At 66.2% G+C, this 24970-nt stretch carries 21 protein-coding genes; 14 read left to right on the top strand and 7 right to left on the bottom strand.

Annotated features, from left to right (window positions below; all coding sequences use genetic code 11):
• Positions 1-26: 26 nt before the first annotated feature.
• From lon to clpX, 3 genes are all read right to left on the bottom strand, one after another.
• Complete coding sequence (gene lon, locus P7B02_RS10565) at positions 27-2426, bottom strand: endopeptidase La (protein ID WP_277786309.1); 2400 nt, start codon at positions 2424-2426, stop codon at positions 27-29.
• Positions 2427-2630: 204 nt separating this feature from the next.
• Entirely contained in the window at positions 2631-3896 is a 1266-nt protein-coding gene (locus P7B02_RS10560) for an MFS transporter (protein WP_277786308.1), read from the bottom strand.
• A 153-nt stretch (positions 3897-4049) separates the two neighbouring features.
• Positions 4050-5309: an ATP-dependent Clp protease ATP-binding subunit ClpX gene (clpX, locus tag P7B02_RS10555; protein WP_277786307.1), complete on the bottom strand. Its 1260-nt coding sequence runs from the start codon at positions 5307-5309 to the stop codon at positions 4050-4052.
• Between the two features lie 345 nt (positions 5310-5654).
• Between clpX and P7B02_RS10550 the strand changes: the two genes are divergently transcribed.
• The 5 genes from P7B02_RS10550 to recG are packed head-to-tail and all read left to right on the top strand — an operon-like array spanning position 5655 to position 11195.
• The gene (locus tag P7B02_RS10550; RefSeq protein ID WP_431355804.1) at positions 5655-6335 is read left to right on the top strand and encodes an HAD-IB family hydrolase; all 681 of its coding nucleotides are present in this window, start codon (positions 5655-5657) and stop codon (positions 6333-6335) included.
• Positions 6244-7947 (top strand): alpha,alpha-trehalase TreF, encoded by a 1704-nt coding sequence (gene treF, locus P7B02_RS10545; RefSeq protein ID WP_347276647.1) that lies wholly within the window; start codon positions 6244-6246, stop codon positions 7945-7947. Before P7B02_RS10550 ends, treF begins: the two co-directional genes overlap by 92 nt.
• Before the next feature lie 25 nt (positions 7948-7972).
• On the top strand, positions 7973-8143 hold the full coding sequence (locus P7B02_RS10540; protein WP_277786304.1) for a hypothetical protein: 171 nt from the start codon (positions 7973-7975) through the stop codon (positions 8141-8143).
• Positions 8140-9084, top strand: coding sequence for a DMT family transporter (locus P7B02_RS10535; protein ID WP_277786303.1), 945 nt, complete (start codon positions 8140-8142; stop codon positions 9082-9084). Before P7B02_RS10540 ends, P7B02_RS10535 begins: the two co-directional genes overlap by 4 nt.
• Positions 9085-9116: 32 nt before the next feature.
• On the top strand, positions 9117-11195 hold the full coding sequence (recG, locus tag P7B02_RS10530) for an ATP-dependent DNA helicase RecG (RefSeq protein ID WP_277786302.1): 2079 nt from the start codon (positions 9117-9119) through the stop codon (positions 11193-11195).
• On the opposite strand, the gene P7B02_RS10525 is transcribed toward recG, so the two are convergent.
• From P7B02_RS10525 to kdsA, 3 genes are read right to left on the bottom strand one after another with little or no spacing between them, the layout of a single operon-like run.
• Complete coding sequence (locus tag P7B02_RS10525; RefSeq protein WP_277786301.1) at positions 11172-12299, bottom strand: DUF3089 domain-containing protein; 1128 nt, start codon at positions 12297-12299, stop codon at positions 11172-11174. The two genes, recG and P7B02_RS10525, sit on opposite strands and share 24 nt — an antisense overlap.
• Positions 12300-12307: 8 nt before the next feature.
• Positions 12308-13315, bottom strand: coding sequence for an ADP-glyceromanno-heptose 6-epimerase (rfaD, locus tag P7B02_RS10520; protein ID WP_277786300.1), 1008 nt, complete (start codon positions 13313-13315; stop codon positions 12308-12310).
• A complete protein-coding gene (kdsA, locus tag P7B02_RS10515; RefSeq protein WP_277786299.1) occupies positions 13312-14190 on the bottom strand; it encodes a 3-deoxy-8-phosphooctulonate synthase in 879 nt (292 codons plus the stop codon). Before kdsA ends, rfaD begins: the two co-directional genes overlap by 4 nt.
• Before the next feature lie 76 nt (positions 14191-14266).
• Between kdsA and P7B02_RS10510 the strand changes: the two genes are divergently transcribed.
• The 5 genes from P7B02_RS10510 (at position 14267) to P7B02_RS10490 (ending at position 19469) form a co-directional block, all read left to right on the top strand.
• Positions 14267-15730: a cryptochrome/photolyase family protein gene (locus P7B02_RS10510; protein ID WP_277786298.1), complete on the top strand. Its 1464-nt coding sequence runs from the start codon at positions 14267-14269 to the stop codon at positions 15728-15730.
• Between the two features lie 29 nt (positions 15731-15759).
• Positions 15760-16992 carry an SAM-dependent methyltransferase gene (locus tag P7B02_RS10505; RefSeq protein WP_277786297.1) on the top strand — a complete coding sequence of 411 codons (1233 nt, stop codon included), beginning with the start codon at positions 15760-15762 and terminating at the stop codon, positions 16990-16992.
• Positions 16993-17101: 109 nt separating this feature from the next.
• The gene (locus P7B02_RS10500) at positions 17102-18103 is read left to right on the top strand and encodes a cysteine synthase A (RefSeq protein WP_277786296.1); all 1002 of its coding nucleotides are present in this window, start codon (positions 17102-17104) and stop codon (positions 18101-18103) included.
• Between the two features lie 8 nt (positions 18104-18111).
• Positions 18112-18957 (top strand): 3-mercaptopyruvate sulfurtransferase, encoded by an 846-nt coding sequence (gene sseA, locus P7B02_RS10495; RefSeq protein ID WP_277786295.1) that lies wholly within the window; start codon positions 18112-18114, stop codon positions 18955-18957.
• Positions 18957-19469 carry a GNAT family N-acetyltransferase gene (locus tag P7B02_RS10490; protein ID WP_277786294.1) on the top strand — a complete coding sequence of 171 codons (513 nt, stop codon included), beginning with the start codon at positions 18957-18959 and terminating at the stop codon, positions 19467-19469. Before sseA ends, P7B02_RS10490 begins: the two co-directional genes overlap by 1 nt.
• Here P7B02_RS10490 and P7B02_RS10485 read toward each other — a convergent pair.
• Complete coding sequence (locus P7B02_RS10485) at positions 19466-20557, bottom strand: amino acid ABC transporter substrate-binding protein (protein WP_277786293.1); 1092 nt, start codon at positions 20555-20557, stop codon at positions 19466-19468. The two genes, P7B02_RS10490 and P7B02_RS10485, sit on opposite strands and share 4 nt — an antisense overlap.
• A gap of 83 nt (positions 20558-20640) precedes the next feature.
• Between P7B02_RS10485 and metC the strand changes: the two genes are divergently transcribed.
• From metC to P7B02_RS10465, 4 genes are all read left to right on the top strand, one after another.
• Positions 20641-21798 carry a cystathionine beta-lyase gene (gene metC / locus P7B02_RS10480; protein WP_277786292.1) on the top strand — a complete coding sequence of 386 codons (1158 nt, stop codon included), beginning with the start codon at positions 20641-20643 and terminating at the stop codon, positions 21796-21798.
• Positions 21799-21914: 116 nt separating this feature from the next.
• Positions 21915-22658 (top strand): hypothetical protein, encoded by a 744-nt coding sequence (locus P7B02_RS10475; RefSeq protein WP_277786291.1) that lies wholly within the window; start codon positions 21915-21917, stop codon positions 22656-22658.
• Between the two features lie 22 nt (positions 22659-22680).
• A complete protein-coding gene (locus tag P7B02_RS10470) occupies positions 22681-23373 on the top strand; it encodes a cell wall hydrolase (protein ID WP_277786290.1) in 693 nt (230 codons plus the stop codon).
• Positions 23374-23576: 203 nt separating this feature from the next.
• Entirely contained in the window at positions 23577-24962 is a 1386-nt protein-coding gene (locus P7B02_RS10465) for a DUF4861 family protein (RefSeq protein WP_277786289.1), read from the top strand.
• Positions 24963-24970 lie beyond the last annotated feature (8 nt).

Raw genomic sequence — 24970 nt, 5'->3', positions numbered from 1 at the left:
CTTGTTATTTAGGATGTCCGCTAACCCTAGTGGGCGCGAACGGCGTCACCGTCGAGGTCGTCGCCGCCCTTGATTGGACGGATCGGCTCCTCATCCTCGTTCCACTCGACCGGCGTCAGAGGGCCGGTCAGGGCGATCTTCAACGCTTCGTCGGCGGTCGAAATCGGGATGATCTCCAGCGCGTTCTTCACGTTGTCGGGGATGTCGGCCAGGTCCTTGGCGTTCTCCTGCGGAATCAGCACGGTCTTCACGCCGGAGCGCAGAGCCGCGAGCAGCTTCTCCTTAAGGCCGCCGATGGCGAGCACCCGGCCGCGCAGGGTGATCTCGCCGGTCATGGCGATGTCCTTGCGGATCGGAACGCCGGTCAGCACCGAGACCATGGACACGGCCATGGCCACGCCGGCCGAGGGACCATCCTTGGGCGTCGCGCCTTCCGGCACGTGCACGTGGATGTCGGTCTTCTCGAACACCGGCGGCTTGATGCCGAAGCGCAGGGACCGCGACCGGACATAGGAGTGAGCCGCGGAGATCGACTCCTTCATCACGTCCTTCAGGTTGCCGGTGACCGTGGTGCGGCCCTTGCCCGGCATCTTGACGGCTTCGATGGTGAGGATGTCGCCACCGAACTCGGTCCAGGCCAGGCCCGTGACGATGCCCACCTGATCCTCGGCGTCGGTCTCGCCATAGCGGTACTTCTTCACACCCGCGTACTTGGCCAGACGCTCGTCGTCGATGGTGATCGAGGCCACCTTCTCGCGCGCCAGGTCGCGGACGACCTTGCGGGCCAGACCGCCCAGCTCACGCTCAAGCGAGCGAACGCCGGCTTCGCGGGTGTAGTAGCGGATCAGGTCGCGGATCGCCTCGTCCGGCACGATGAACTCGTCCGGCTTCAGCCCATGGTCCTTGGCCAGCTTGGGCAGGACGTGACGCTTGGCGATCTCCAGCTTCTCATCCTCGGTGTAGCCGGGGATGCGGATGATCTCCATGCGGTCCAGCAGCGGCTGGGGCATGTTCAGGCTGTTGGCCGTGGTGACGAACATCACCTGCGACAGGTCGTAATCGACCTCCAGATAGTGGTCGCCGAAGGTCGAGTTCTGCGCCGGGTCCAGCACCTCGAGCAGAGCCGAGGACGGGTCGCCTCGCCAGTCGCTGCCCATCTTGTCGATCTCGTCGAGCAGGACGAAGGCGTTGGTGGTCTTGGCCTTCTTCATCGACTGGATGACCTTGCCGGGCATCGAGCCGATGTAGGTGCGGCGGTGACCGCGGATCTCGCTCTCGTCGCGCACGCCGCCCAGCGACATGCGCACGAACTCGCGGCCGGTCGCCTTGGCGATCGATTTGCCGAGTGAGGTCTTGCCCACGCCGGGAGGACCGACGAGGCAGAGGATCGGCCCCTTCAGCGAGTTGGTCCGGGCCTGCACGGCCAGGTACTCCAGAATCCGTTCCTTGACCTTCTCCAGGCCATAGTGATCGGCGTCGAGGATGTTCTCGGACTCGTTGAGGTCGATCTTCTTGGTCTTGGCCTTGCCCCACGGCACCGACAGCAGCCAGTCCAGATAGTTCCGGACCACGGTGCTTTCGGCGGACATCGGACTCATGTTGCGCAGCTTCTTCAGCTCGCCTTCGGCCTTGGTCCGCGCTTCTTTGGACAGCTTGGTCTTCTTGATGCGCTTTTCGAGCTCGATGAGTTCGTCGCGGCCGTCGTCCTGATCGCCCAGCTCGCGCTGGATCGCCTTCATCTGCTCGTTCAGATAGTACTCGCGCTGGGTCTTTTCCATCTGGCGCTTCACGCGCGAGCGGATCTTCTTCTCGACCTGCAGGACGCTGATCTCGCCTTCCATGAGGGCGAAGACCTTCTCCAGGCGCTTCACGACATTGAAGATCTCCAGCAGGCTCTGCTTGTCGCCGATCTTCACCGACAGGTGCGCGGCAATGCTGTCGGCCAGCTTGCCCGGCTCCGCGATCTGCGGGATCGAGGCCAGGGCTTCCGGCGGAACCTTCTTGTTGAGCTTCACATAATTTTCGAACTGCTCGACCACGGCCCGCGACAGGGCTTCGGCCTCACGGCTCTCACCGCCGTCCTCGGACAATTCGGCCACGTCGGCTTCGTAGTATTCCGGGTTGTCGGTGAACTTGGCCACGCCGGCGCGGCCCTTGCCCTCGACCAGCACCTTGACGGTGCCGTCCGGAAGCTTGAGCAGCTGCAGCACGGTGGCGATCACCCCGACCTCGAAGATGTCCTGCGGGGCCGGATCGTCATCGGCGGAATTCTTCTGGGTGAGAAGCAGGATCTGCTTGTCGCCCTTCATCACCTCTTCCAGGGCGCGCACGGATTTGTCGCGGCCGACGAACAGCGGCACGACCATGTGCGGGAACACCACGATGTCCCGCAGGGGCAGCACAGGAAGGGTCTTGATCTCGGACATGATGCTTTCAACTCCTGGCCGGCGCGTTGCTCACGCTCGACCTTACGGATCGCAGTCACCCAAACGATGCGCCTGAGTCGTACGATCCGTCCGCCCGCGATTGGACGGCGTTCGGAGATTTATGTGGACCTTTTGCGACCGCGTTCAAGCGGCGCCGCAGCGCAGCGGCAGGGGGTCGCAGGCTGAAACGAGCTTATCCACAGCTCATTCTGCTTCTCGGCGAAGCGGCGCCAAGGCCAGAAAGCTGATCAGGGCCGCCGTGCTGAGATAGAGTCCCACCGGGGCCAGGCCGCCTTTATCGGCCAGCGCCTGGGCCACCATCGGCGCCAGTCCGCCGCCGATGATCCCGCCGATATTGAAGGCCATGGAGGCCCCCGTATAGCGAACCCGCGCCGGGAAAAGTCCCGGCAGGAACGCGCCCAGCGGCCCATAGACCAGCCCCATCAGAAACAGAGCCAGGGCCAGGAACGCCCAGATCAGAAACAGGGACCCCGCCCCCATCAGCGGCGCCAGCAGGAATCCGGCCCCGATGGTCAGAACGCAGCCCGACATCAGCACCTTGCGCGGGGTCCGCGCGTCCGACCAGTAGCCGGCGACCACGATGCCCACGGCCATGAAGCCGATGGCGGCCAGCTGCACGCCCAGAAACACCTGGCGGCTGTAGCCCAGAGTCATCGTGCCGTATCCCAGGGCGAAGGTGGTCGCCAGATAGTAGATGGCGAAGCAGGCCACCACGGCGAAGGTCCCGCCCAAGGTTTGCAGCGGATAGCGGGTCAGCACCTCACCCAACGGCACGCTGGGCGGCGGCCCCTCCTCCATCGCCTTGGCGAAGGCCGGCGTCTCGCTGATCTTAAGGCGCACCCAAAGCCCCACGCCCACCAGCACCGCGCTGGCGAGGAACGGCAGACGCCAGCCCCAGGTCATGAACGCCTCCGGGCTCAGGATCATGCCCAGGATCAGGAACAGGCCGTTGGCGGCCAGGAAGCCCACAGGCGCGCCGAGTTGCGGGAACATGCCGAAGCGGGCTTTCCACCCTGGCGGCGCATTTTCCACCGCCAGCAGGGCGGCCCCGCCCCACTCCCCGCCAAGACCCAGGCCCTGGGCGAAGCGCAGCAAGCACAGCAGGACCGGTGCGATCCAACCCGCCATGGCGTAGGTGGGCAGGAAAGCGATGGCGACTGTGGAGCCGCCCATCAGCAGCAGGCTGGCCACCAGGGTCGACTTGCGCCCCACCCGATCACCGAAATGCCCGAACAGCGCCGCCCCCACGGGACGCGCGAAGAAGGCGATGGCGAAGGTGGCGTAGGATGAGATCAACTGCATCGACGGCGACGCGCTGGGGAAGAACAGCGGCCCGAACACCAGCGAGGCGGCCGTGGCGTAGATGTAGAAGTCGTAGAACTCCACCGCCGTGCCCACCAGGCTGGCCGTCAAAATCCGGCGGTTCGACGCCGGCGTGCTGTTGTTCATTTTATTTCCCCCACCCTCCTCGCATCGCGCCTTCACCGCGTCGCGTCAAGAAAGCTTGGCTGGCGGCGTTCCGACGACGACGGAGCCCAGAAACAAAAAACGGCGGCCCCGAAAGGGACCGCCGCTTCATTGTGTTGCTGAGGTGGAGAGGCCTTAGGCCGCCCCGCCCGCCTTCTTCTCGGCGTAGATGACCAGCGGCTGGGCGCGGCCTTCCACGACTTCCTGGTTCACGACCACTTCCTCGACGCCGTCGTAGTTCGGCAGCTCGAACATGGTCTCCAGCAGGATGGCTTCTAGGATCGAGCGCAGGCCGCGAGCGCCGGTGCGGCGGGTGATGGCCTTGCGGGCCACCGCCGATAGGGCGTCGTCGGTGAAGGTCAGGCCGACATTCTCCATATCGAACAGACGCTGGTACTGCTTCACCAGGGCGTTCTTCGGCTCGGTGAGGATCTTCACCAGGGCCGCTTCGTCCAGGTCTTCCAGCGTGGCGATCACCGGCAGACGGCCGATGAATTCCGGGATCAGGCCGAACTTGACCATGTCCTCGGGCTCGACCTCGCGCAGGATTTCGCCAGTGCGGCGCTCGTCCGGATCAGCGACCTTGGCGCCGAAGCCGATGGAAGCGCCCTGGCCGCGCGCGCTGATCACCTTCTCCAGGCCGGCGAAGGCGCCGCCGCAGATGAAGAGGATGTTGGTGGTGTCTACCTGCAGGAACTCCTGCTGCGGATGCTTGCGCCCGCCTTGCGGCGGCACGGAGGCGACGGTGCCTTCCATGATCTTCAGCAGAGCCTGCTGGACGCCTTCACCCGACACGTCGCGGGTGATCGACGGGTTGTCGGACTTGCGGCTGATCTTGTCGATTTCGTCGATGTAGACGATGCCGCGCTGAGCCCGCTCGACGTTGTAATCGGCCGCCTGCAGCAGCTTCAGCACGATGTTCTCGACGTCCTCACCCACGTAACCGGCTTCGGTCAGGGTGGTGGCGTCGGCCATGGTGAAGGGCACGTCGATGATGCGCGCCAGCGTCTGGGCCAGCAACGTCTTACCCGAACCGGTCGGGCCGACGAGCATGATGTTGGACTTGGCCAGCTCGACGTCGTTGTTCTTCGTCGCGTGGTTCAGGCGCTTGTAGTGGTTGTGGACCGCGACCGCGAGGACCTTCTTGGCGTGGTCCTGACCGATGACGTAGTCGTCCAGCACTTCGCGGATTTCGCGCGGCGTGGGAACGCCATCCTTGGACTTCACGAAGGCGATCTTGTGCTCTTCGCGGATGATGTCCATGCACAGCTCGACGCACTCATCGCAGATGAACACGGTCGGGCCCGCGATGAGCTTACGCACCTCGTGCTGGCTCTTCCCGCAGAAGGAGCAGTACAGGGTGCTCTTGGTGTCGCCGCTGGCGGCTTTAGTCATATCGCTTCTCACACTACGGCGATGCTGGGCCGAAGCCGGACACCGCCACTCCCGAAAGACGTCTCGCTTCCTGTTCTAAATGCAGGATACGAGCCACGGGTTGTCTAAACCTTGACATTCCCCGATCCGAGCGCCCTTCACAACCCTTTGAGCGCTTAAACTGGGGATAGAGACGCTAAACACGTCCCGGTTGAGACGGCTTGCTCCTCATTAGGGCATATAGGACGTCGTTACGCCACGCGCGAGGTCCGCGACACCGCATCGCATCCTGAGGAGCGCCTGCCCTGTTAGCGCCGGACGGGAATCGTGGTCGATAAAGTACCGAACAGTTGCAGTACGTGAACGATGGCTAGACGCTCTCGGCGGCCCATGGGCATGGCCGCACCTTCGCGGCCGATGAACGATCCGCTTGATGACAAGGCGCTGGTGGCGTTCGACTTCGACGGCACCATGACCGTACGCGACAGCTTCACGGCATTCCTCGCCTGGCGGGTGGGACGGGCGCGTTACACCCTGGGCGTCCTCAAACTTACACCCGCGATTCTGTCCTATCTGGGGCACCGTGACCGTGGACGCCTGAAGGCGGCAGCCGTGGTGCAGTTCCTCAAGGGCGTGCCGCTGGAGAAGGTCGAGGCCGAGGCCAAGGTCTTTGCTGAAACCCACGCCACCCGCCTCCTCCGCCCCGACGCGGTCGCCACCTGGAAGCGTTGGCGGGCCCGCGGCGCGCGGGCGGTAATCGTCACCGCCTCGCCTGAAACCATCGTCGCGCCGTTCGCCCGGGGTCTGGGCGCGGACGCCCTGATTGGCACCCAATTGGAAGTGAACACCTACGGCCAGGTCAGCGGAGCCTTCGCGGGCGGTAACTGCCGAGGACCTGAAAAGGTCCGCCGTCTGCAGGAGATGTTCGGCGAGGACGTCCACCTTGCCGCCGCCTATGGAGACACCGACGGCGACAAGGAGATGCTCTCCATCGCCGACGAGAAGGGATATCGCGTCTTCATCGGCAAACCGGGCGGCCGGGCCTGACGCAGCCACCCACGCCCTGATGCGTTCAGCCTCCGTTCAGTCGGAGGTATGCTTGCTTCGTCACATGGTCATCGCCGCGGCCGCCACGGCCCTCTCGCTCGGTACAGCGCACGCCCAGGTCGCGACGCCCGCTGATCTCTACAGCGAGCTGTTCCATCAGGTGCAGATGCGGCGGCTGTTCCCCGACGGCAAGACATTCGTCGACGCCACGGCCCGGCGTTCCCCCGACCAGATTCTCGCCAGCTATCGCGCCCGCACCTGGTTCTCCGACGAGGAGCTCAAGCGTTTCGTCGCGACCCAGTTTGACCTGCCGCAGGAAGTGTTGGTTCCGACTCCTTCCACGGCCCGCCCGCCCATCGACACCCATATCGCCCGGCTGTGGCCCATCCTGACCCGTCAGCCCGCCGCGACGCCCGAGGGCTCCACCGCCCTGCGCATGGACAACCCTTATGTCGTGCCCGGCGGCCGCTTCCGGGAGATGTACTACTGGGACAGCTACTTCACGATGCTGGGCCTTGCCGAGGATGACCGCCAGGACCTGATCGAGGCCATGGTCGATGATTTCGGCAGCCTGATCGACCGCTACGGCCGAATCCCCAACGGAACGCGCAGCTACTACCTCAGCCGCTCGCAGCCGCCGTTCTTCTATCTGATGGTCGACCTCACGGATCAGAGCGACGCCTTGGTCCTGCGCCGCCGTCTCGATCAGATGCGACGGGAGTACGCCTTCTGGATGCAGGGCGAAGAAAGCCTGAGCAAGGAAGGCGCCTTCGCCCGGGTCGTCCGCATGCCCGACGGCGCGGTCCTCAATCGTTACTGGGACGACCGCAACACGCCGCGCGACGAGTCCTGGCGTGAGGACATCCTGACAGCCCGCGAAGGCAAGCGGCCCGCCGCCGATATCTTCCGCGACCTGCGCGCGGGCGCCGAAAGCGGCTGGGATTTCAGCGCCCGCTGGCTGGCGGACGGCAAGAGCCTGCACACCATCCAGACCACCGCCTTCGTTCCCGTCGACCTGAACAGCCTGATGTACGGCATGGAGCGCGCCATCGCGGACGCCTGCCGCCGTCTGGATGATCATACGTGCGGCAAGGACTTCGACCGCCGCGCCGACGCCCGCCGCGCGGCCATGGACCGTTGGCTGTGGAACGCTGAACAAGGCCTCTATCTCGACTACCAATGGCGCGAGCGCCGGGCTTCCCAGGTTGTCAGCTCCGCCGCGCTCTATCCGCTGTTCGTCGGCGCCGCCAGCCAACGCCAGGCGAACATCATCGCGCGCAAAACCTGGGATGAGCTGCTGGCGCCGGGCGGCCTGCGCACCACCACGCTCACCACGGGCCAGCAGTGGGACGCGCCCAACGGATGGGCGCCATTGCAGTGGGTCGCGGTGAAGGGTCTGCGGACCTACGGCGAAGACGCCTTGGCGGCGGAGATCGGCAAGCGCTGGCTGGCCACGGTCCAGCGCGAGTATCAGGCCAGCGGCCGCATGCTCGAAAAGTACGATATCGAGGAGGTTCGCCCCGGCGGCGGCGGCGAATATCCGCTTCAGGACGGCTTCGGCTGGACCAACGGCGTGACCCAGGCGCTCCTAGCGCTCTACCCCGCGTCATAGAACGCGTGCTATGGCGCGCGGCATCATGTCCGAAGACGCCAAGACCCCCGCCGAAAAGATGGCCGCGCTCGTCGCCGCCAAGAAGCAACGCCTCGAGACTGGCGAGGGCCACACCTCCGGCCGCGCACAGCGTAAGGCGGAGCAGCTCGCCTCCGCTCGCTCCGCGTCCAAATCCAAGCCCTGGATGTCCCGGTGACGGCTTCTACGCCGTCCAAGCCGGACCTGTTTTCTGATCGTCGTTTCGTCTACCTGGCCGCCGCCTTCTGCTGCGTCTTGTGGGGAAGTTCGTACCCGGCGATCAAAAACGGCTATCGCCTGCTGGAGATCACCAAGACCGATCTGGCCGATCAGGTCGTCTTCGCCGGTTATCGCTTCGTCCTGGCGGGCGTGATGCTGCTGGCCACCGCCGTGCTCCTGCGCCGTCCGATCTTCGGCGCGACGCGGCGACAGTTCGGCCAGATGGCCCTGCTCGGCTTTTTCCAGACCACCTTGCAGTACGTGTTCTTCTACATCGGCGTCGCCAACGCGACCGGGGTGAAGAGCTCGATCATGAACGCCACGGGCGCGTTCTTCGGCGTGCTGATCGCGCACTTCGTCTATGCGAATGACCGCCTGACCGGCCGCAAGGCGCTTGGCTGCCTCGTCGGTTTCCTGGGCGTGCTGACCGTCAATCTGGGCAGCGGCCTGACCGATTTCGACTTCACCATCACGGGCGAGGGCTTCGTCGCCTTCTCCGCCTTCATCCTGGCCGGGGCTGCGATCTACGGAAAGCGCATCTCCCGCGACCTCGACCCCATGATCATGACGGGCTGGCAGCTCGGCATCGGCGGCCTGATCCTCACCGTCGGCGGCATGGCCGTCGGGGGCGAGGTCCACGGCTTCGACTGGCGGTCGGCCTCGCTGCTGATCTATCTGGGCGCGCTGTCCGCGGCCGCCTTCGCGATCTGGAGCCTGCTGCTGAAGCACAATCCGGTCAGCCTGGTCGCGCCGTTCAACTTCCTGATTCCGGTCTTCGGGGTGATCCTGTCGGCCGCCTTCCTGCATGAGACGGTCTTCGCCTGGAAGAATCTTGCGGCCCTAGTGCTGGTCTGCGGCGGGATCTGGTTGGTCACGCGCGCCGGCCGACGCCCTGCCTGACGGCGGGCGGGAAGCCTTGCTATCGTGACCTCATGCGGCCCGAGATTCTCTTCCCGCTCTTCGCTTCGATCGGCACGCTGAAGGGCGTTGGGCCGCGCGTCGCGCCGTTGGTGGAGAAGGTCGCGGGCTCCCTCGTCCGCGACGTCCTGTTCCTGACGCCGCAGTCGGTCATCCGGCGCACGCCGGTCACCGCCGACAAGGTGGTCGAGGGCGAGATTCAGACCCTGGTCGTCACTATCGACGCCCACATCAAGCCGGGCCGCCCCAACCTGCCCTGGCGCATTCGGGGCTATGACGGCACGGGTTTCGTCACCCTGGTGTTCTTCAAGGTCTATGGCGACACGCTAGAGAAGCAGAACCCCGTCGGCGAGCAGCGCATCGTCAGCGGCAAGGTCGAGCGCTTCAACGGCGAGGTGCAGATCGCGCATCCGGACTATCTGCTGCCGATAGAGCGGGCGGACGAGATTCCGGAGCTTGAGCCCGTCTATCCCGCCACCGCCGGCCTGGCCTCCCGCGCCATCCGCAAGCTGGCCAACGAGGCCCTCAGCCGCGCCACCGAGTTGCCGGAATGGCAGGACCCCGCCTGGATGGCGCGTGAAGGCTTCCCGTCCTGGCGCGAGGCTCTGGCGGTCGTGCATGAGCCGAAGTCCGAAGCGGATCTGGCGCCGCTCTCACGTCCCCGCCGCCGCCTGGCCTATGACGAACTGCTGGCTCACCAACTGGCGCTCGCCCAGCGCAAGGCGGCCCGCCGCTCCCATCCCGCGCCGAAGATCGCCAGTCGCAGCGACTACGCCCAACAGATTGAGGCCGACCTGCCCTACCGCCTGACCGGCGCGCAGCAGCGGGCCCTTGCCGACATCGGCGGCGATCTGGCCTCAGGCGAGCGGATGAGCCGGCTGCTCCAGGGTGACGTGGGTGCGGGCAAGACCGTTGTCGCCATGCTGGCCATAGCGGACGCGGCGTCGGCCGGCCGCCAATCGGCCCTCATGGCGCCCACCGAAATCCTGGCTCGTCAGCACTACGAGACCATTGCTCCGCCTCTGGAGGCCGCCGGTCTGCGCGTCCTGCTGCTCACTGGCCGCGACAAGGGCAAGGTGCGGGCGGAAAAGCTGATGGCTCTGCTCGAGGGCACGGCGCACGTCGCGGTCGGCACCCACGCGCTGTTCCAGGAAGACGTAGCCTATCGAAGCCTCGGCCTGGCGGTCATCGACGAACAGCACCGCTTTGGTGTGGGCGAGCGACGCCGGCTGCAAGACAAGGGCGACGGCGTCCATCTGCTGGCCATGTCGGCCACGCCGATTCCGCGCACGCTGGAGCTGACCGTCTTCGGCGACCTGGACGTCTCGCGCATCGACGAAAAGCCGCCGGGCCGCACGCCCGTCGCCACCGCCGCCGTCCCGACGCCGCGCATTGGCGACGTGGTCAACCGCCTGAAGGCCGCCATCCGCGACGGCGCCCAGGCCTTCTGGATCTGCCCGCTGGTCTCGGAGTCCGAGCTGATCGACCTGCAGGCCGCCGAGGGACGCGCCGAAGACCTGCGCCGCATCCTGGGCGACTCCGTCGGCTTGGTTCACGGCAAGATGCCGGCCGCCGACAAGGACGCCGTCATGGCCGCCTTCGCCGCCGGCAAGGTTTCGGTCCTGGTCGCCACCACGGTCGTCGAGGTCGGGGTCAACGTCCCCAACGCCAGCATCATGGTCATCGAGCAAGCCGAGCGTTTTGGCTTGGCCCAACTTCACCAACTGCGCGGCCGCGTCGGCCGGGGCGCACGTGAAAGCGCCTGTGTCCTGCTCTACGATCCGCCGCTGTCAGAGACCGCCCAGGCCCGCCTCGACATCCTGCGCAAGACGGACGACGGCTTCCTGATCGCCGAGAAGGATCTGGAGCTGCGCGGCGGCGGCGATCCGCTGGGTCTGCGCCAGAGCGGCTTTCCCGCCTATCGCCTCGCCGATCCCGTCGCGCACCGTGAACTGATCGCCGTGGCGGCCGATGACGCGCGGCTGATCCTGGCCCGCGACCCGGAGCTCAAGACCGAGCGCGGCGAAGCGCTGAAGGTGCTGCAGGAGCTCTTCGACTGGCGGCCAGGCTCACCGCTGGGCGAGGCGGGCTGACCTCCACACCTCCAGCCGCCTCTGCGCATCCGCCTCAAGGTCGGCGTAGAACAGATTGTAACCACGGACCTTCTTGCGATCCGCCCAGCTCCCGGTGCTCTTGAAGGCGTCCGAGCGCGGCTTGGAGACCTTCAGCACCCCGCCTTGGCATTGCGCCGCGGTCTGGCGCTTGAGGAATGCCGGCCGCGCGCCCCATTCCAGACCCGTGGCGTTGGCTGCGCCGAGGTTCAGGCGTTCACCCGCCGCCTCGTCGGTCTGGGCGCCCAGCAGCGGATTGACGCAGAGCGCTGGCTGCCGCTCGAGGTTCACCAGATCACCGGCGCCGTTCCAGACCAGGGCGCGCTCCAGCAACAGCCGCTGCGCCTCGCGATCGGTGGCCTGAGCCGCCGCATAGGCTACAACGCATCCGGCCTGCGGCTTCATCTGGCAGGCCGGAACCAGCGACCCGGGGCCGTAGAGATAAGCCGGCGTCACCGTCTGAACGAAATAGGCGGCGGCTAGTCGATCGCGTAGGACCGGATCGGGCGCGATCACGTCCTCAAGCAAGCGCGCCGCCAGTTCACCGCCCTGCTCCACACCGGCCAGGATGAAGGGCCTATTCGCCCCATAAGCCGATATGTACCGATGGAAAGCCGCACGGACGTCCTGATAGGCGAAGCGCCGCGCCTCTCGCGCGTCTTCGCGCAGGGTCAGGCGGGTATAGAGGCTGGCTTGGCGATAACGGGGCGCGAAGACCCGCCCCACCCGCTCGAACGGCCCCGCATAGTTCGGCAGCATCACCGTCGCCAGAAGCGCGTTCGACTGCTCCTTGCTGATCGGCGCATTCCAATCCCCTCCGCCGTCATAGGTCGTGGGGTGGACGAAGAAAACATCGGCCGCGGGATCATCAACCCCAGGCGTTGCCGGACGACTGGGCAGCAAGGCCCAGGCGTCCGCCGTGGCGTAGTTCGGCGTCGGCGGCGGATTATAGGTCTGGTACGGAACCTTGGGATCCAGCCCCGTGCGCAAGATGTCGTCCCGCCAGATGAAGGCGGCCGAGCCGAGCAGCGCGACGATCGCCAGACCGCCCGCCACCAGACCCCAACGAAGCCGCCGTCCCGCCACCAACCGCCTCAGGCGTAAGGATCAGGCTGCGACAGGTAGCTCTGGACGTAGTCGGCGACCCCGTCCTCCAGGCTGGTGAAGGGCTTGGCGTAACCCGCCGCCTTGAGCCGCTCCATGCTGGCCTGGGTGTAGTACTGGTACTTGCCGCGCAGGCCGGGAGGCATGTCGAAGTACTCGATCTTCGGCGTCTTGCCGGCGGCCTTGAAGGTCGCTTCGGCCAGATCCTTGAACGACCGCGCCTGGCCCGAGCCGAGGTTGTAGACGCCGTTCACCTGCGGATTCTGGGTCAGCCACTCGACCACATCGGCCACGTCGCGGACATAGACGAAGTCGCGCAGCTGGCCGCCGTCGGCGTAGTCCGGATTGTGCGACTTGAAGAGCCGCACGGTGTCGCCGTGCGCCACCTTCGGCCAGATCTGGGCGACCACCGACTTCATGCCGCCCTTATGCTCTTCGTTCGGCCCATAGACGTTGAAGAACTTCAGCCCGACCCATTGCGGCGGGGCGTAGTCGCGGGCCGCCTGACGGGCGGCGAACTGGTCGAACAGCGCCTTGGACCAGCCATAGGTGTTCAGCGGCCGGAGGCCCGTCAGGGACTGGTAGTCGTCCTTGTCGTCGAACCCGTGCGAGCCGTCGCCATAGGTCGCGGCCGAGGACGCGTAGATGAAGCGGCGCTGATGATCGGCGCACCAGCGGAACAGGTCCCGCGACAGGGTGAAGTTGGCGTGGATAATCTTGTCGGCGTCCGGCTCGGTCGTGGACGACACGGCGCCCATGTGGACCACCGCCTCCACGTCGCGCCAACGCTTCTCCAGCCACTCCCACATGTTGTCGGGATGCACGAAGTCGCCGATCGGGTGCTTGGCGATGTTGCGCCACTTGCCGGTCTCCGCCTCCCGCAGCCGATCGCAGACCACGATGTCCAGGGTTGGATCCTGAGCCAGTCGGCCGACGACGTTGGAGCCGATGAATCCGGCGCCGCCGGTCACGAAGATGATGCGGCGGGGCGTGCTCATGCCGCCGCTCCCAGGCGCTTCTTGGCCAGGGCGTCATAGTCCAGCAGTTCGGCGATCAGACCTTCGAAATGGCTCAACGGCACCATGTTGGGGCCGTCGGACGGCGCGTTGTCCGGGTCCGGGTGCGTCTCCATGAACACCGCCGCCACGCCGATGGCCACCGCCGCGCGCGCCAGGACCGGCACGAACTCGCGCTGGCCGCCGGAGCTGGTCCCCTGCCCGCCGGGCTGCTGGACGGAATGGGTGGCGTCGAACACCACCGGGCAGCCGATCTCGCTCATGATCGGCAGCGACCGCATGTCGGACACCAGGGTGTTGTAGCCGAACGACGCGCCGCGCTCGCAGGCCATGACGTTCGGGTTGCCCGCGCCCGTCACCTTGGCGATGACGTTCTTCATGTCCCAAGGGGCCAGAAACTGACCCTTCTTGATGTTGACCGCACGGCCCGTCGCAGCGGCGGCCAGCAGCAGGTCGGTCTGGCGGCACAGGAAGGCCGGGATCTGGATGACATCGACGGCTTCCGCCACCAACGGGCAGTGCTCGGTCTCATGCACGTCGGTCAGGGTCGGCAGGCCGGTGACTTCGCGGATCTCGGCGAAGATCGGCAGGCTGTCCTTCAGCCCGATGCCGCGCTGGGCGTTGGCCGAGGTGCGGTTCGCCTTGTCGTAGGAGGTCTTGTAGATCAAGCCGATGCCGAGGCGGTCGGCGATCTCCTTCAGGGCGTGGGCTGTCTCCAGCGCATGCTGGCGGCTCTCCATCTGGCAAGGCCCGGCGATGATCGACAGGCGCTCGCGCTGACCGATCCGCACAGGCTTGCCCGTCGGCGTTTTCAGCTCGATCAGCGAATTCGGCTGGACGGATTTCGTTTCAGTCAAGGTAAGCCTCATCCAGACGGTTCGAAGGCACGTAATTGGCCTTCGGGAATTGTAAGCGCAAGCGAAAGGGGTGGCGATGCCGCAGCAAAGTCCGGTGATCGTGTGGTTCCGCCGCGACCTGCGGCTGGCCGACAATCCCGCCCTTCATAAGGCCGCGCAGCACGGCGGGCCGGTGATCCCGGTCTACATCCTGGATACAACGAAAGACGTGCGCCCCATGGGCGGCGCATCGCTCTGGTGGCTCGACAAGTCGCTGAAAGCGCTCGGCGGCGACTTGGAAGCTCTGGGTTCGCGCCTGATCCTGCGTCGCGGCCCTGCGGGGGAGGTGCTGAAAGGCCTGGTCGAACAGACCGGGGCCGAATGCCTCCTCTGGAACCGCCTCTACGACCCGGACACCATCACGCGCGACAAGGCGATCAAGGCGGAACTCGAACAGGCCGGTGTATCCGTCACCTCCTGCAACGCCGCCCTGCTGACCGAGCCATGGGAGATCAAGACCGGGACCGGCGGCTCCTACAAGATCTTCACCCCCTTCTGGCGGGCCCTCCGCTCACAGATCCAACTCGACGTCATCCACCGTGCGCCGGAGGCTCTCCCCGCGCCCGCCCGATGGCCAGCGTCCGACAAGCTGACGGATTGGGGCCTGCATCCTGCCAAGCCGGACTGGTCGAAAGGTTTCTCCGACTGGACGCCCGGCGAGGCTGGCGCGAGCGAACGGCTGCACGACTTCCTGGACGAGAACCTCCGGGACTACACAGAGGGCCGCGACTTTCCAGCGCGGGAGGCCACCTCGCGCCTGTCTCCCCACCTGCACTTCGGTGAAATCGGGCCCCGGGCGATCTGGCGCGCCGGCCATGCCGCGGCTCATCGCGGCGCGTCGGACAGCCAGGTCGACAAGTTCCTGTCTGAGCTGGGGTGGCGGGAGTTCAACCACGGCCTGCTCTACGCCCGCCCGGACCTGCCTCAGAACCCCTTCAAGCCGGCCTTCGACCACCTGCCCTGGCGGCATGACAAGCACGGGCTGGAGGCCTGGAAACGCGGCCGCACCGGCTTTCCGTTCGTGGACGCTGGCATGCGTGAGCTCTGGGCCACCGGCTACATGGAGAACCGGGTGCGGATGATCACCGCCTCGTTCCTGACCAAGCACCTGTTGGTGGATTGGCGCGAGGGCGAGGCGTGGTTCTGGGACACCCTGCTCGACGCCGACATGGCCAACAACGTCAACAACTGGCAGTGGGTCGCCGGCTGCGGGGCCGACGCCTCGCCGTTCTTCCGCATCTTCAACCCCATCGCCCAGGGCCAGAAGTTCGACGCCGAGGGCGACTATATCCGCCGTTGGGTCCCAGAGCTGGCCGCTCTCCCGGCCAAGCACATCCATGAGCCCTGGAAGGCGCCTCAGGCCGTTCTGGACAAGGCGGGGGTGCGATTGGGCGACACCTACGCCAAATGCATAGTTGAGCACGACGCGGCGCGCCGCAGAGCGCTCGACGCCTATCAGGCGGTGAAGACCGACGCTGATTCGCCTGTCGAGAGTGATTGATGTTAAGCTTTCAGGACGGAGGCAAATGCATGACCGACATGCCGCTTGATCTTCCGAGGCTTAAGGAAGATCCGGACCTCAAGCTGGCTCCAGCGGTGTTCCGCACCCTGGTCCGCATCTGCGCCGAGAACTGGCTCTACGGCACGGTGACCTTCATCCTGCCCTCCGGCCGCTCCATTCCCATCAAGGGCTCCGAACCCGGTCCCAACGGAGTCCTCAAGGTCCACGACTATCGTTTCGTCGGACGCGTGTTCCGGGGCGGCGACATCGGCTTCGCCGAGGGCTACATGGCCGGCGAGTGGGAAACGCCCGATCTGGCCGCCCTGCTGACCGTGTTCACGCTCAACTTCGATCGCATCAAGGCCCTGGTGGATGGCAATCCGTTGATGCGGGCGGTCAACTTCATCGGCCACCTGCTGCACGCCAACACCCGCAAGGGCTCGGCCAAGAACATCCACGCCCACTACGACCTGGGCAACGCCTTCTATTCGCGCTGGCTCGACCCCTCGATGACCTATTCGTCGGCCAAGTTCGACCCGACGCACCAGTCGCTCGAAGAAGGCCAGCACGAGAAGTACGCCGCCCTCGCCAAGGCCATGGACCTCTCGCCGGGCCAGAGCGTGCTGGAGATCGGCTGCGGTTGGGGCGGCTTCGCGGAGTTCGCCGCCAAGGAGCGCGGCGCCCACGTCACCGGCATCACCATCTCCAAGGAGCAGTTCGCCTTCGCCCGCAAACGCATCTTCGAGGCGGGCTTGGCAGAACGGGCCGACATCAAGCTGGTTGACTATCGCGATGTGAACGGCCGCTTCGACCGCGTCGCCTCCATCGAGATGTTCGAGGCGGTGGGCGAGTCCTATTGGCCCACCTACTTCCGCAAGGTCCACGACGTTCTGTCGCCCGGCGGGCTTGCGGCCCTGCAGATCATCACCATCCGGGACGAGCTGTTCTCCCACTATCGCAGCCGCGCCGACTTCATCCAGAAGTACATCTTCCCGGGCGGCATGCTGCCCAGCGAGGAGCGCCTGCGCCAGGAGACCGACAAGGCCGGCCTTCAGCAGCGTGGCCTCGTCCGCTTCGGCCAGGACTACGCCGACACTCTGGCCGAGTGGGCGCGACGGTTCGAAGCGGCCTGGAGCGACATTCGCCCCCTTGGCTTCGACGAGCGCTTCCGCCGTCTGTGGAAGTTCTATCTGGCTTACTGCGAGGCGGGCTTCCGCAGCGAACGGACCAACGTCATCCAGCTCGGCCTCGCCCGGGCCTGATTTAGAGACGCTGAACCCGCGCCACGCGGCTTCAGAAAAGCTACGCTTGCATCACGGGCGCTGGCGCCGATCTAGCAGCGACCCGTCCGCAGCCCGTGAAGGCCCACGCATGACCGTCCAGACCAGCGTCCTCGACGCCATCGGCGATACGCCGCTGATCCGCCTGAAGCGCGCCAGCGACGCCACCGGCTGCGAGATCCTGGGCAAGGCGGAGTTCATGAATCCGGGCCAGTCCGTGAAGGACCGCGCCGCCCTGCAGATCATCCGCGACGCTGAGGCCGAGGGCCTGATCCGCCCGGGCGGCCGCATCGTCGAAGGCACAGCCGGCAACACCGGAATCGGCCTGGCCATGGTCGCCTCGGCGCTGGGCTACAAGGCCACCATCGTCATCCCCCGCACCCAGAGCCAGGAAAAGAAGGACGCCATCCGCCTGCTCGGCGCGGACCTGGTCGAGGTGGACGCCGTCCCCTATTCCAACCCGGACAACTACGTCCGCTATTCGGGCCGTCTGGCCGAGGAACTGGCCCGCACCGAGCCCAACGGCGCCATCTGGGCCAACCAGTTCGACAATGTCGCCAACCGCCAGGCGCACTATCTGACGACGGGGCCAGAAATCTTCGATCAGACAAAGGGTAAGGTCGACGCCTTCATCTGCGCCGTCGGCTCCGGCGGCACCCTGGCTGGGGTCGCCCAGGCGCTTCGCGAGCGCAAGCCCGGCGTCCAGATCGGCCTCGCCGACCCGCACGGCGCGGCGCTCTACAACTGGTACGCCCACGGCGAGCTGAAGTCGGAGGGGAACTCGATCAGCGAGGGGATCGGCCAGGGCCGCATCACCGCCAACCTCGAAGGCCTGAAGATCGACCGCCCCTATCGCATCTCCGACGAGGAGATGCTCGAGGTGCTCTATGACCTCGTGCAGTACGAGGGACTTTGCATGGGCGGCTCCACCGGCATCAACGTGGCCGGCGCCATCCGCATGGCCGGCGACCTCGGCCCAGGCCACACCATCGTGACCGTTTTGTGCGACCACGGATCGCGCTATCAGAGCAAGCTGTTCAATCCCGCGTTCCTCGCCGAGCGCGGTCTGCCGACGCCGCCCTGGCTCAGTTGAGGTTTTCGATGTCGAACGATCCGCTCGTCTCCACCGCCTGGCTGCACGAGCGTCTTTCGGCCCCGGACATCAAGGTCGTCGACGCCAGCTGGTACATGCCGGCCGAGGCGCGCGACCCCAAGCGCGAGTACGATCTGGCCCACATTCCGGGCGCGGTGTTCTTCGACATCGACGAGATCGCCGACACCGACAGCGACCTGCCGCACATGCTGCCCTCCGCCGCCAAATTCGCGTCGCGGGTCAAGGCCATGGGCCTCGGCGACGGCTCGACCATCGTCGTCTATGACGGCGGCGGCTTCCGCGCCGCCCGCACCTGGTGGGCGTTCCGGGCCATGGGCCACGAGAACGTCTTCGTGCTCGACGGCGGTCTGGCCAAGTGGATCGCCGAGGGCCGCCCGGTGGAGGACCTGCCGTCCTCCCCGCAGGAACGCCACTTCACCCCGCGCTTCGCCGCCGATCTGGTCCGGGACAAGGATCAGGTGCGCAAGGCCATCGAAACCGGCCGCGAACAACTGGTGGACGCCCGGCCCGCCGCCCGCTTCACCGGCGAGGCGCCCGAGCCGCGTGAAGGCTTGCGCGGCGGCCACATGCCTGGCGCCCGGAGCGTTCCGGCGTCGAGCGTCATCGCCCCGGACGGCACGCTTCTGCCCGCCGACAAGCTGAAGGCCATCTTCACGGAGGCTGGGGTCGATCTGGACAAGCCGATCGTCACCACCTGCGGCTCGGGCGTCACCGCCGCCATCCTCGCCCTGGCCCTGCATCGTCTCGGCCTGTCGCGCGTGGCGGTCTATGACGGCTCGTGGACCGAATGGGGCGGCTTGCCGGATGCGCCGGTGGTCACCGGCCCGGCCTGATGAGCGGCTACGTCATCCGCCGCGCTGTCCCTGCTGATTTTCCCATCCTTCAGCAGATCGAGATTTCGGCGGGTGAACCGTTCCGCGCGACGCAATTGGCCTGGGTCGCCGACGATCCGCCGCCGTCCTTGGACGCGCTTCAGGCGCATCTGGATCATGGCGGCCTGTGGGTGATCACACTGAACGACCGCCCCGTCGGCTACCTTGCGGGCGAAACGCATGGCGAGCTGGCGGTCATCCATCAGGTCTCCGTCCATCTGGATCATCATCGCCAAGGCCTCGGCGCACAGCTGATCGAGGCGGCTGTCGAAGGCGCCCGCAAGGCCGGCGCCACGACCATGGGCCTGACGACCTATCGTGACACCCCCTGGAACGGCCCGTACTACGCGCGACTGGGCTTCACCGAAGTCACGGGCTCGGACGTCCCGCCAGCCCTGCAGGCCATGCGCGACCAGGAGGCCGCCGCCGGCCATGACCCAGCGCTTCGCTCGGTGATGATCCGCCCGCTCTAGCGGAAAGGCTGGGCGTACAGCAGGCCCGGCTGCGGCGCGTTCCACAGGGCGTTGAGGCCCCGTTCAAGCCGCAGCGGCGATTCAACGCCGACATTGCGCCGGAACACCTCGCCGTAGTTGCCCACCGCCTGGATGGCGCGGAAAGCGAAGGCGTCGTCCAGACCGATCTTGGCGCCATATCCCGCGTCGACACCCAGCAGACGACGCACCTCCGGCACAGGCGAATCTTCGGCCAATTCGCCGACGTTCTTCGAGCTGACGCCCAGCTCCTCCGCCAGGATCAGGGCGTTGAGGGTCCAATGAACCAGATCCTTCCACGCCGGATCGTTCTGGCGCACAGCCAGGGCCAAGGGCTCCTTGGAGATCACATCGGGCAGGATCACGTGCTGGCCAGGATTGCTGGCCACCGACCGCGCCGACGCCAAGGCCGAGATGTCCGCGCTCAGAACATCGCAGCCCTCGGTTTGATAGATTTCCCGCGCCTTCTCGTTCGAGGCGGCGGGGACGGCGGTGTAGTTCAGGCCGTTGGCGCGGAAATAGTCGGCCAGATTGTTCTGGCTCGTCGAACCCGACTGCACGCAGACGCGCGCGCCGTTCAGCTCAAGCGCGCTTTGCAGATTCAGCGACTTGCGCGCCAGGAACCCCTGGCCGTCGTAATAGGCGATCCCCGCGAAATCGACGCCCTCGCCCGCATCCCGACTGTAGGTCCAGCTCGTGCTGCGGGTCAGAAGATCGATCTTGCCGGTGCGCAACAGCTCGATGCGATTGTCGGCGGTGACCGGCACGAAGTTCACCGCATTGCCGTCGCCGACGGCCGCGGCGGCCACCGCGCGGCACAGGTCAACCGAGAATCCTCGCCAGACGCCCCGGTTGTCGCGGAAGGAGAAGCCCGAAAGCTCCTGGTCGACGCCGCAGTTCAGTCGCCCCCGGGCGACCACGGCGCGAAGCGTCTCGCTCTTGGCCGCCAGGTCCGACGACACCGGCAACTCCTTGCCCGGACCGGGAGCCGGCGCCTCAACCGCGCGCTCGCCGCAGGCGCCGGCGGTCAGGGCCAGCAGCATAGAGGCGACGACTACGCGGTGGGACACGAAACTGCTCCTTCGTCCTTGACCGGCAAGGCGATATGACGCCTTGGAGTTTCAAGTTTGTCTGGTCGAGTACGTCAACCCAAATGGACGAAGAAACCCGTCTGATCCGCGCCGGCGCCAAAACTGGCGATTTGGCGCGCACGGTGAACCCTCCGGTTCAGCGCGGCTCGACCGTTCTGATGCCGGATGCGGCGTCCCTCTATGACGACGGTCAGAAGACCTACGGCCTTGAAGGCTTCGCCTCCCACGACGCCCTCGTCGAAGGTCTGCGCGCCCTGGAAGGCGCCCGCGACGTCCAGCTCTATCCCTCGGGACTGGCGGCGGTCACCGCGCCGCTCATGGCCCTGCTGAAGGCGGGCGACGACATCCTGGTGGTGGACAGCGTCTACAAGCCCACGCGCCGCTTCGCGGGCGACCAGCTGGCCCGCTTCGGCGTCACCACCCGCTACTATGATCCGGGCCTCGACGCCGAGGCGCTGATGGCGCTGGTCCAGCCGCAGACGCGCCTGATCCTGTTGGAAGCCCCCGGCTCTCTCACCTTCGAGATGCAGGACGTTCCCGCCATCGCCGCCGCCGCCAAGGCGCGCGGCGTGCTGACCATGATCGACAACACCTGGGCGGCCGGCCTGCTGTTCAAGCCTTTGGCCCATGGCGTCGACATCAGCGTCCAGGCCCTGACCAAGTACATCGGCGGCCATTCCGATCTGCTGATGGGCTCCGCCGCCACGGTGGACCCGGAACTTGGCCGTCTGCTGAAGGCCGGCTTCACAAACGCCGGCTGGGGCGTTTCCGCCGACGACGCCTATCTGGCGGTTCGCGGCCTGCGCACGCTCAAGACCCGGCTGGACCGTCACGGGGCCAGCGGCCTGATGGTCGCCGACTGGCTGGAGCGCCAGCCCGAGGTGATCCGGGTCATGCACCCCGGATTGGAAAGCGATCCGGGCCACGCCCTTTGGAAGCGTGACTTCGTCGGCGCCAGCGGCCTGTTCGGCGCCGTCTTGCGCCCTGCCTCAAACAAGGCGGTCCTGAACTTCCTGGATACACTCGAATTGTTCGGCCTGGGCTTCTCCTGGGGCGGCTACGAAAGCCTCGCCATCCACTGCGATCCGCAGGTGCGGTCCAGCCGGCCAGGCCTGGAGCTTGGCGGACCCTTGATCCGGTTGCATGTGGGGCTTGAAGGGCCGGACGACCTGATCGCCGATCTGCGTCGCGCACTGGAAGTCTACGCCAGCCATTTCTAGGGCGCGGCCCATGCGCGCACCCGCCCGCTGAGAGACGGTGCGTAAACCTTATCACGACATTTTTGCGCTAAGGACAACGCACTCATCGGGCGAAGGCCCGCATCCGAGGGCGTGTCTTGGCCACCTACAGCTTCAATACGACCAATGCCGAGATCGCGTTCAAGAACGCCCTGCGCGTCACCAGCCTGACGCCGGAGCTTTCGAAGACCGCCGCCCTGGTGACCACATCGGTCCTGATCGACGGTTGGACGCCGCGCCAAGTGGCCTGGCAGATGTTCGACGTGACCAAGGACACCACCTCGGTCGCCCTTGCCGCCTATCAGTTCTATACCGGCGCGACCCCGACCGCCGCCGGCCTGGACTGGCTGGTCAATTCGCCCGCCAATTTCACCGACCTGAACGACGGCTACTATCGCCGCTTCAGCCTCGAGAACCGCTACATCAACTTCTCGGCCAACCTGGGCCTGGCCGGCGAAGGGCGCGACTTTTTCGCCGCCAACTACAAGAACATGACCTTCGCCAAGGCGGTGGAGAAGGCCTACGACGTCATCATCGGCTTCCAGTACGCCTCCAATGCGGGCATCGAGCCGGGCGACGCCATCAATGACATCATCTCGCGCGAGACCTACTTCAAGGATTACGCGGCGCAGCGGATGCCCATCTATGACCCCGATCTGGCCGCGAAAGCCGCCATGGTCGGCTACATCATGGCCGAGGCGATCAAGGCCGAGGTCGGCCTCTACGCCCGCTCAATCGAGAACTTCTATCTCGACATGTCCGACGGCACGGCGGAGCATCGCGTCAACCTGATCGCGGTGTACGGGCCTGATTCCCGGATCGACGATCTAGGTTGGGGCTGAAGGGGATAGAGGGGGATTGATCGTGGCCGCCGCCTACGCCCGCACCCGATCCGTCGCCACTGTTCTGGCCGGGCTGGCGGCCCTCTTCGGCGTCGCCGGCTGCACCTACATCACCCCGCCGCAGACCCTGGCTGAATCCGTCGCGGCCGATCCCATGCTGCGGGGCCGCCTTGGGGATGGCCCGCGCCTGCGCCGCCTCACCGACGAGGACTTCATCGGCCGTCCCATGGACAGCGCCATCCTGCGCCAGGTCCGCACCGCGATGTCGGGCGGCGAGCGTGAATGCCTGGCCCAGGCCGTCTATTACGAAGCGCGCGGCGAGGCCGAGGCCGGACAGGCCGCCATCGCCGCCGTGGTCATGAACCGCGTGCGCAGCCCGCGCTATCCCAAGTCCGTCTGCGAAGTGGTCTTCCAGGGCGCGCCGCGCCGGGGCTGCCAGTTCAGCTTCGCCTGCAACGGCGCGATGCTGGCCTCGCCGCCTCATGGCCCAGCCTGGCGAAAGGCCCGCAAGGTCGCCGACGCCGTCATTGCCGGCGAAGCAGGCCATGAGGTGGGGAACGCCCTGAGCTTCCACGCCGACTATGTGAGCCCGTCCTGGGCCGCTGTCCTGCCCCGCATCACCCAGATCGGCGGCCACACCTTCTACGGCGGCGCGCGGAAGATGAAGGTGGTGCAGACCATGCCTCAGGCGACCGAAACCGCGCCGATTGAATAAGCTTCCCCGAGTAGGGCATCATTTATAGCTTCATATGTACATATGAACGCCACACCAATTCGGACTGGTTCCATTCACACTATGGATCGCTCGGACTGTGCAGCACCTTGCCGCAAGTCCTGATCTTCGGGAGGTTTCCTTGCAGAACAAGGCCTCGAGGGCTCAGCACCCGATGAGGCCGGGCATGCATTGGGAGGCTGTGGATGAACCCGCTCGCGCGAGGCTGCTTCGCCGTATTCGCCTTGGCGCCTCTGCTGGGGTTTGTCCCCACGGCCCAAGCCGATGCGCCCTGGTACACTCAGGGTCAGTTCGCCCCGACCCAGCGCATAGAGATCCAGCTCACCAACGATCTCGGCGAGGAGCGCCGCGCCAGCCCGGTCGTCCTGACGCCCGAACAACTGCCGATGCTTCGTGGGGCGCAGGCCCTGACCATCACTCTCGTCGATCCGGCGGGCGAGCCTCGCCCCGCTCCCGATCACGAACGCCAAGCCCAGGAGGGCCCGCACGGCCACCTCGCGGAAGCCAATGGGCGCGCGGTCGACTATCAGCTGGACGACCTCAACGCCGACGGCCTCTGGGACGAGCTTTTTCTGCAGGTTGATCTGAAGGCGCACGAGACCAAGACGCTGCACATCTATCTCGGCTTCCAGCAGCGCGGCTGGAATCCTCACCGCACCCACGCCGGCATCGGCAGCTACATGCGCCACACCGTGCCCTTCTGGGAGTCCGAGGCCGTCGGCTGGAAGCTCTGGTTCCCCACAGACGCCGACGTCTATGGCAAGCGCGAACCGTTGCTGATGTCGCACCGGCTCTATGGGGAGAACCTCGACGGCTACGCGGTCTCGCGGATCGATCCGGCCATGGGGTCCGACATCATGTCGGTGGACGACAGCTTCGGCGGCGGCGGGATCGGCGTGTTCGACCAGCCAAGTCGGCCCGAGACGGTCTCACGCCCGCGCTTCACGCCGAATTCCGACCAAGAGAACCGCTTCAACGGCAATGGCCTGACCGACACCCGCTACGCCTTCGAGGTCGTCACCAACGGCCCCCTGCGCAGCATGATCCGGGTGAAGACCCTGAACTGGGACAGCGGCTTTGGGCGCTACGAGGTCGAGCAGCTCTACACCGCCTATGCGGGCCAGAACTATTCCACCGCCAGGGTCAGCTTCCCCACCTTCAAGCCGAAGGCGGCGTGCGCAGCCTGGGCCGCCGGCATCCGCCGCCATGATCCGGAGGAGATCAGCTATCAGAAGGGCGGCGTCGTCATCACCGGCGGCGGCGAGAACGTGCGCAATCCCGACGACAAGGACGCCGTTCAGAACGCCTTCCGCATCGACTATGCCGGGTCAGCGCTGGTGGTCAGGGACATCTACAAGCCGCGCTACAACTTCTGGACCGAGCGCCAGGGCAACCACGTCTTCCGCATAGAGCCGACCAGGGACGGGACGTTCGAGTACATGCTGGCGGCGGCCTGGAGCGAAGGTCCGAACCTGAAGACCGCCGACGCCTTCCGCGACTACGTCATCAAGTCGGCGCGGGAATACAATGCTCCCGTCCGGCTGACCGGCATGATGCAGCAGTCCCGCTGAGGAGAAAC

This window comes from Caulobacter segnis (assembly GCF_029543125.1).
GTDB lineage: Bacteria > Pseudomonadota > Alphaproteobacteria > Caulobacterales > Caulobacteraceae > Caulobacter > Caulobacter segnis_D.
The sequence above is the reverse complement of the archived record's forward strand: the minus strand, read 5'-3'. Positions and strand labels throughout refer to the sequence as shown.

Coding starts and splice junctions, on each gene's coding strand:
- P7B02_RS10490 (WP_277786294.1), top strand. CDS start 18,957: ATGAGCGGCTACGTCATCCGCCGCGCTGTCCCTGCTGATTTTCCCATC.
- treF (WP_347276647.1), top strand. CDS start 6,244: ATGGAGACACCGACGGCGACAAGGAGATGCTCTCCATCGCCGACGAGA.
- P7B02_RS10510 (WP_277786298.1), top strand. CDS start 14,267: ATGCCGCAGCAAAGTCCGGTGATCGTGTGGTTCCGCCGCGACCTGCGG.
- recG (WP_277786302.1), top strand. CDS start 9,117: ATGCGGCCCGAGATTCTCTTCCCGCTCTTCGCTTCGATCGGCACGCTG.
- P7B02_RS10465 (WP_277786289.1), top strand. CDS start 23,577: ATGAACCCGCTCGCGCGAGGCTGCTTCGCCGTATTCGCCTTGGCGCCT.
- P7B02_RS10540 (WP_277786304.1), top strand. CDS start 7,973: ATGTCCGAAGACGCCAAGACCCCCGCCGAAAAGATGGCCGCGCTCGTC.
- lon (WP_277786309.1), bottom strand. CDS start 2,426: ATGTCCGAGATCAAGACCCTTCCTGTGCTGCCCCTGCGGGACATCGTG.
- P7B02_RS10500 (WP_277786296.1), top strand. CDS start 17,102: ATGACCGTCCAGACCAGCGTCCTCGACGCCATCGGCGATACGCCGCTG.
- clpX (WP_277786307.1), bottom strand. CDS start 5,309: ATGACTAAAGCCGCCAGCGGCGACACCAAGAGCACCCTGTACTGCTCC.
- rfaD (WP_277786300.1), bottom strand. CDS start 13,315: ATGAGCACGCCCCGCCGCATCATCTTCGTGACCGGCGGCGCCGGATTC.
- metC (WP_277786292.1), top strand. CDS start 20,641: ATGGACGAAGAAACCCGTCTGATCCGCGCCGGCGCCAAAACTGGCGAT.
- P7B02_RS10550 (WP_431355804.1), top strand. CDS start 5,655: ATGGCTAGACGCTCTCGGCGGCCCATGGGCATGGCCGCACCTTCGCGG.
- P7B02_RS10560 (WP_277786308.1), bottom strand. CDS start 3,896: ATGAACAACAGCACGCCGGCGTCGAACCGCCGGATTTTGACGGCCAGC.
- sseA (WP_277786295.1), top strand. CDS start 18,112: ATGTCGAACGATCCGCTCGTCTCCACCGCCTGGCTGCACGAGCGTCTT.
- P7B02_RS10505 (WP_277786297.1), top strand. CDS start 15,760: ATGACCGACATGCCGCTTGATCTTCCGAGGCTTAAGGAAGATCCGGAC.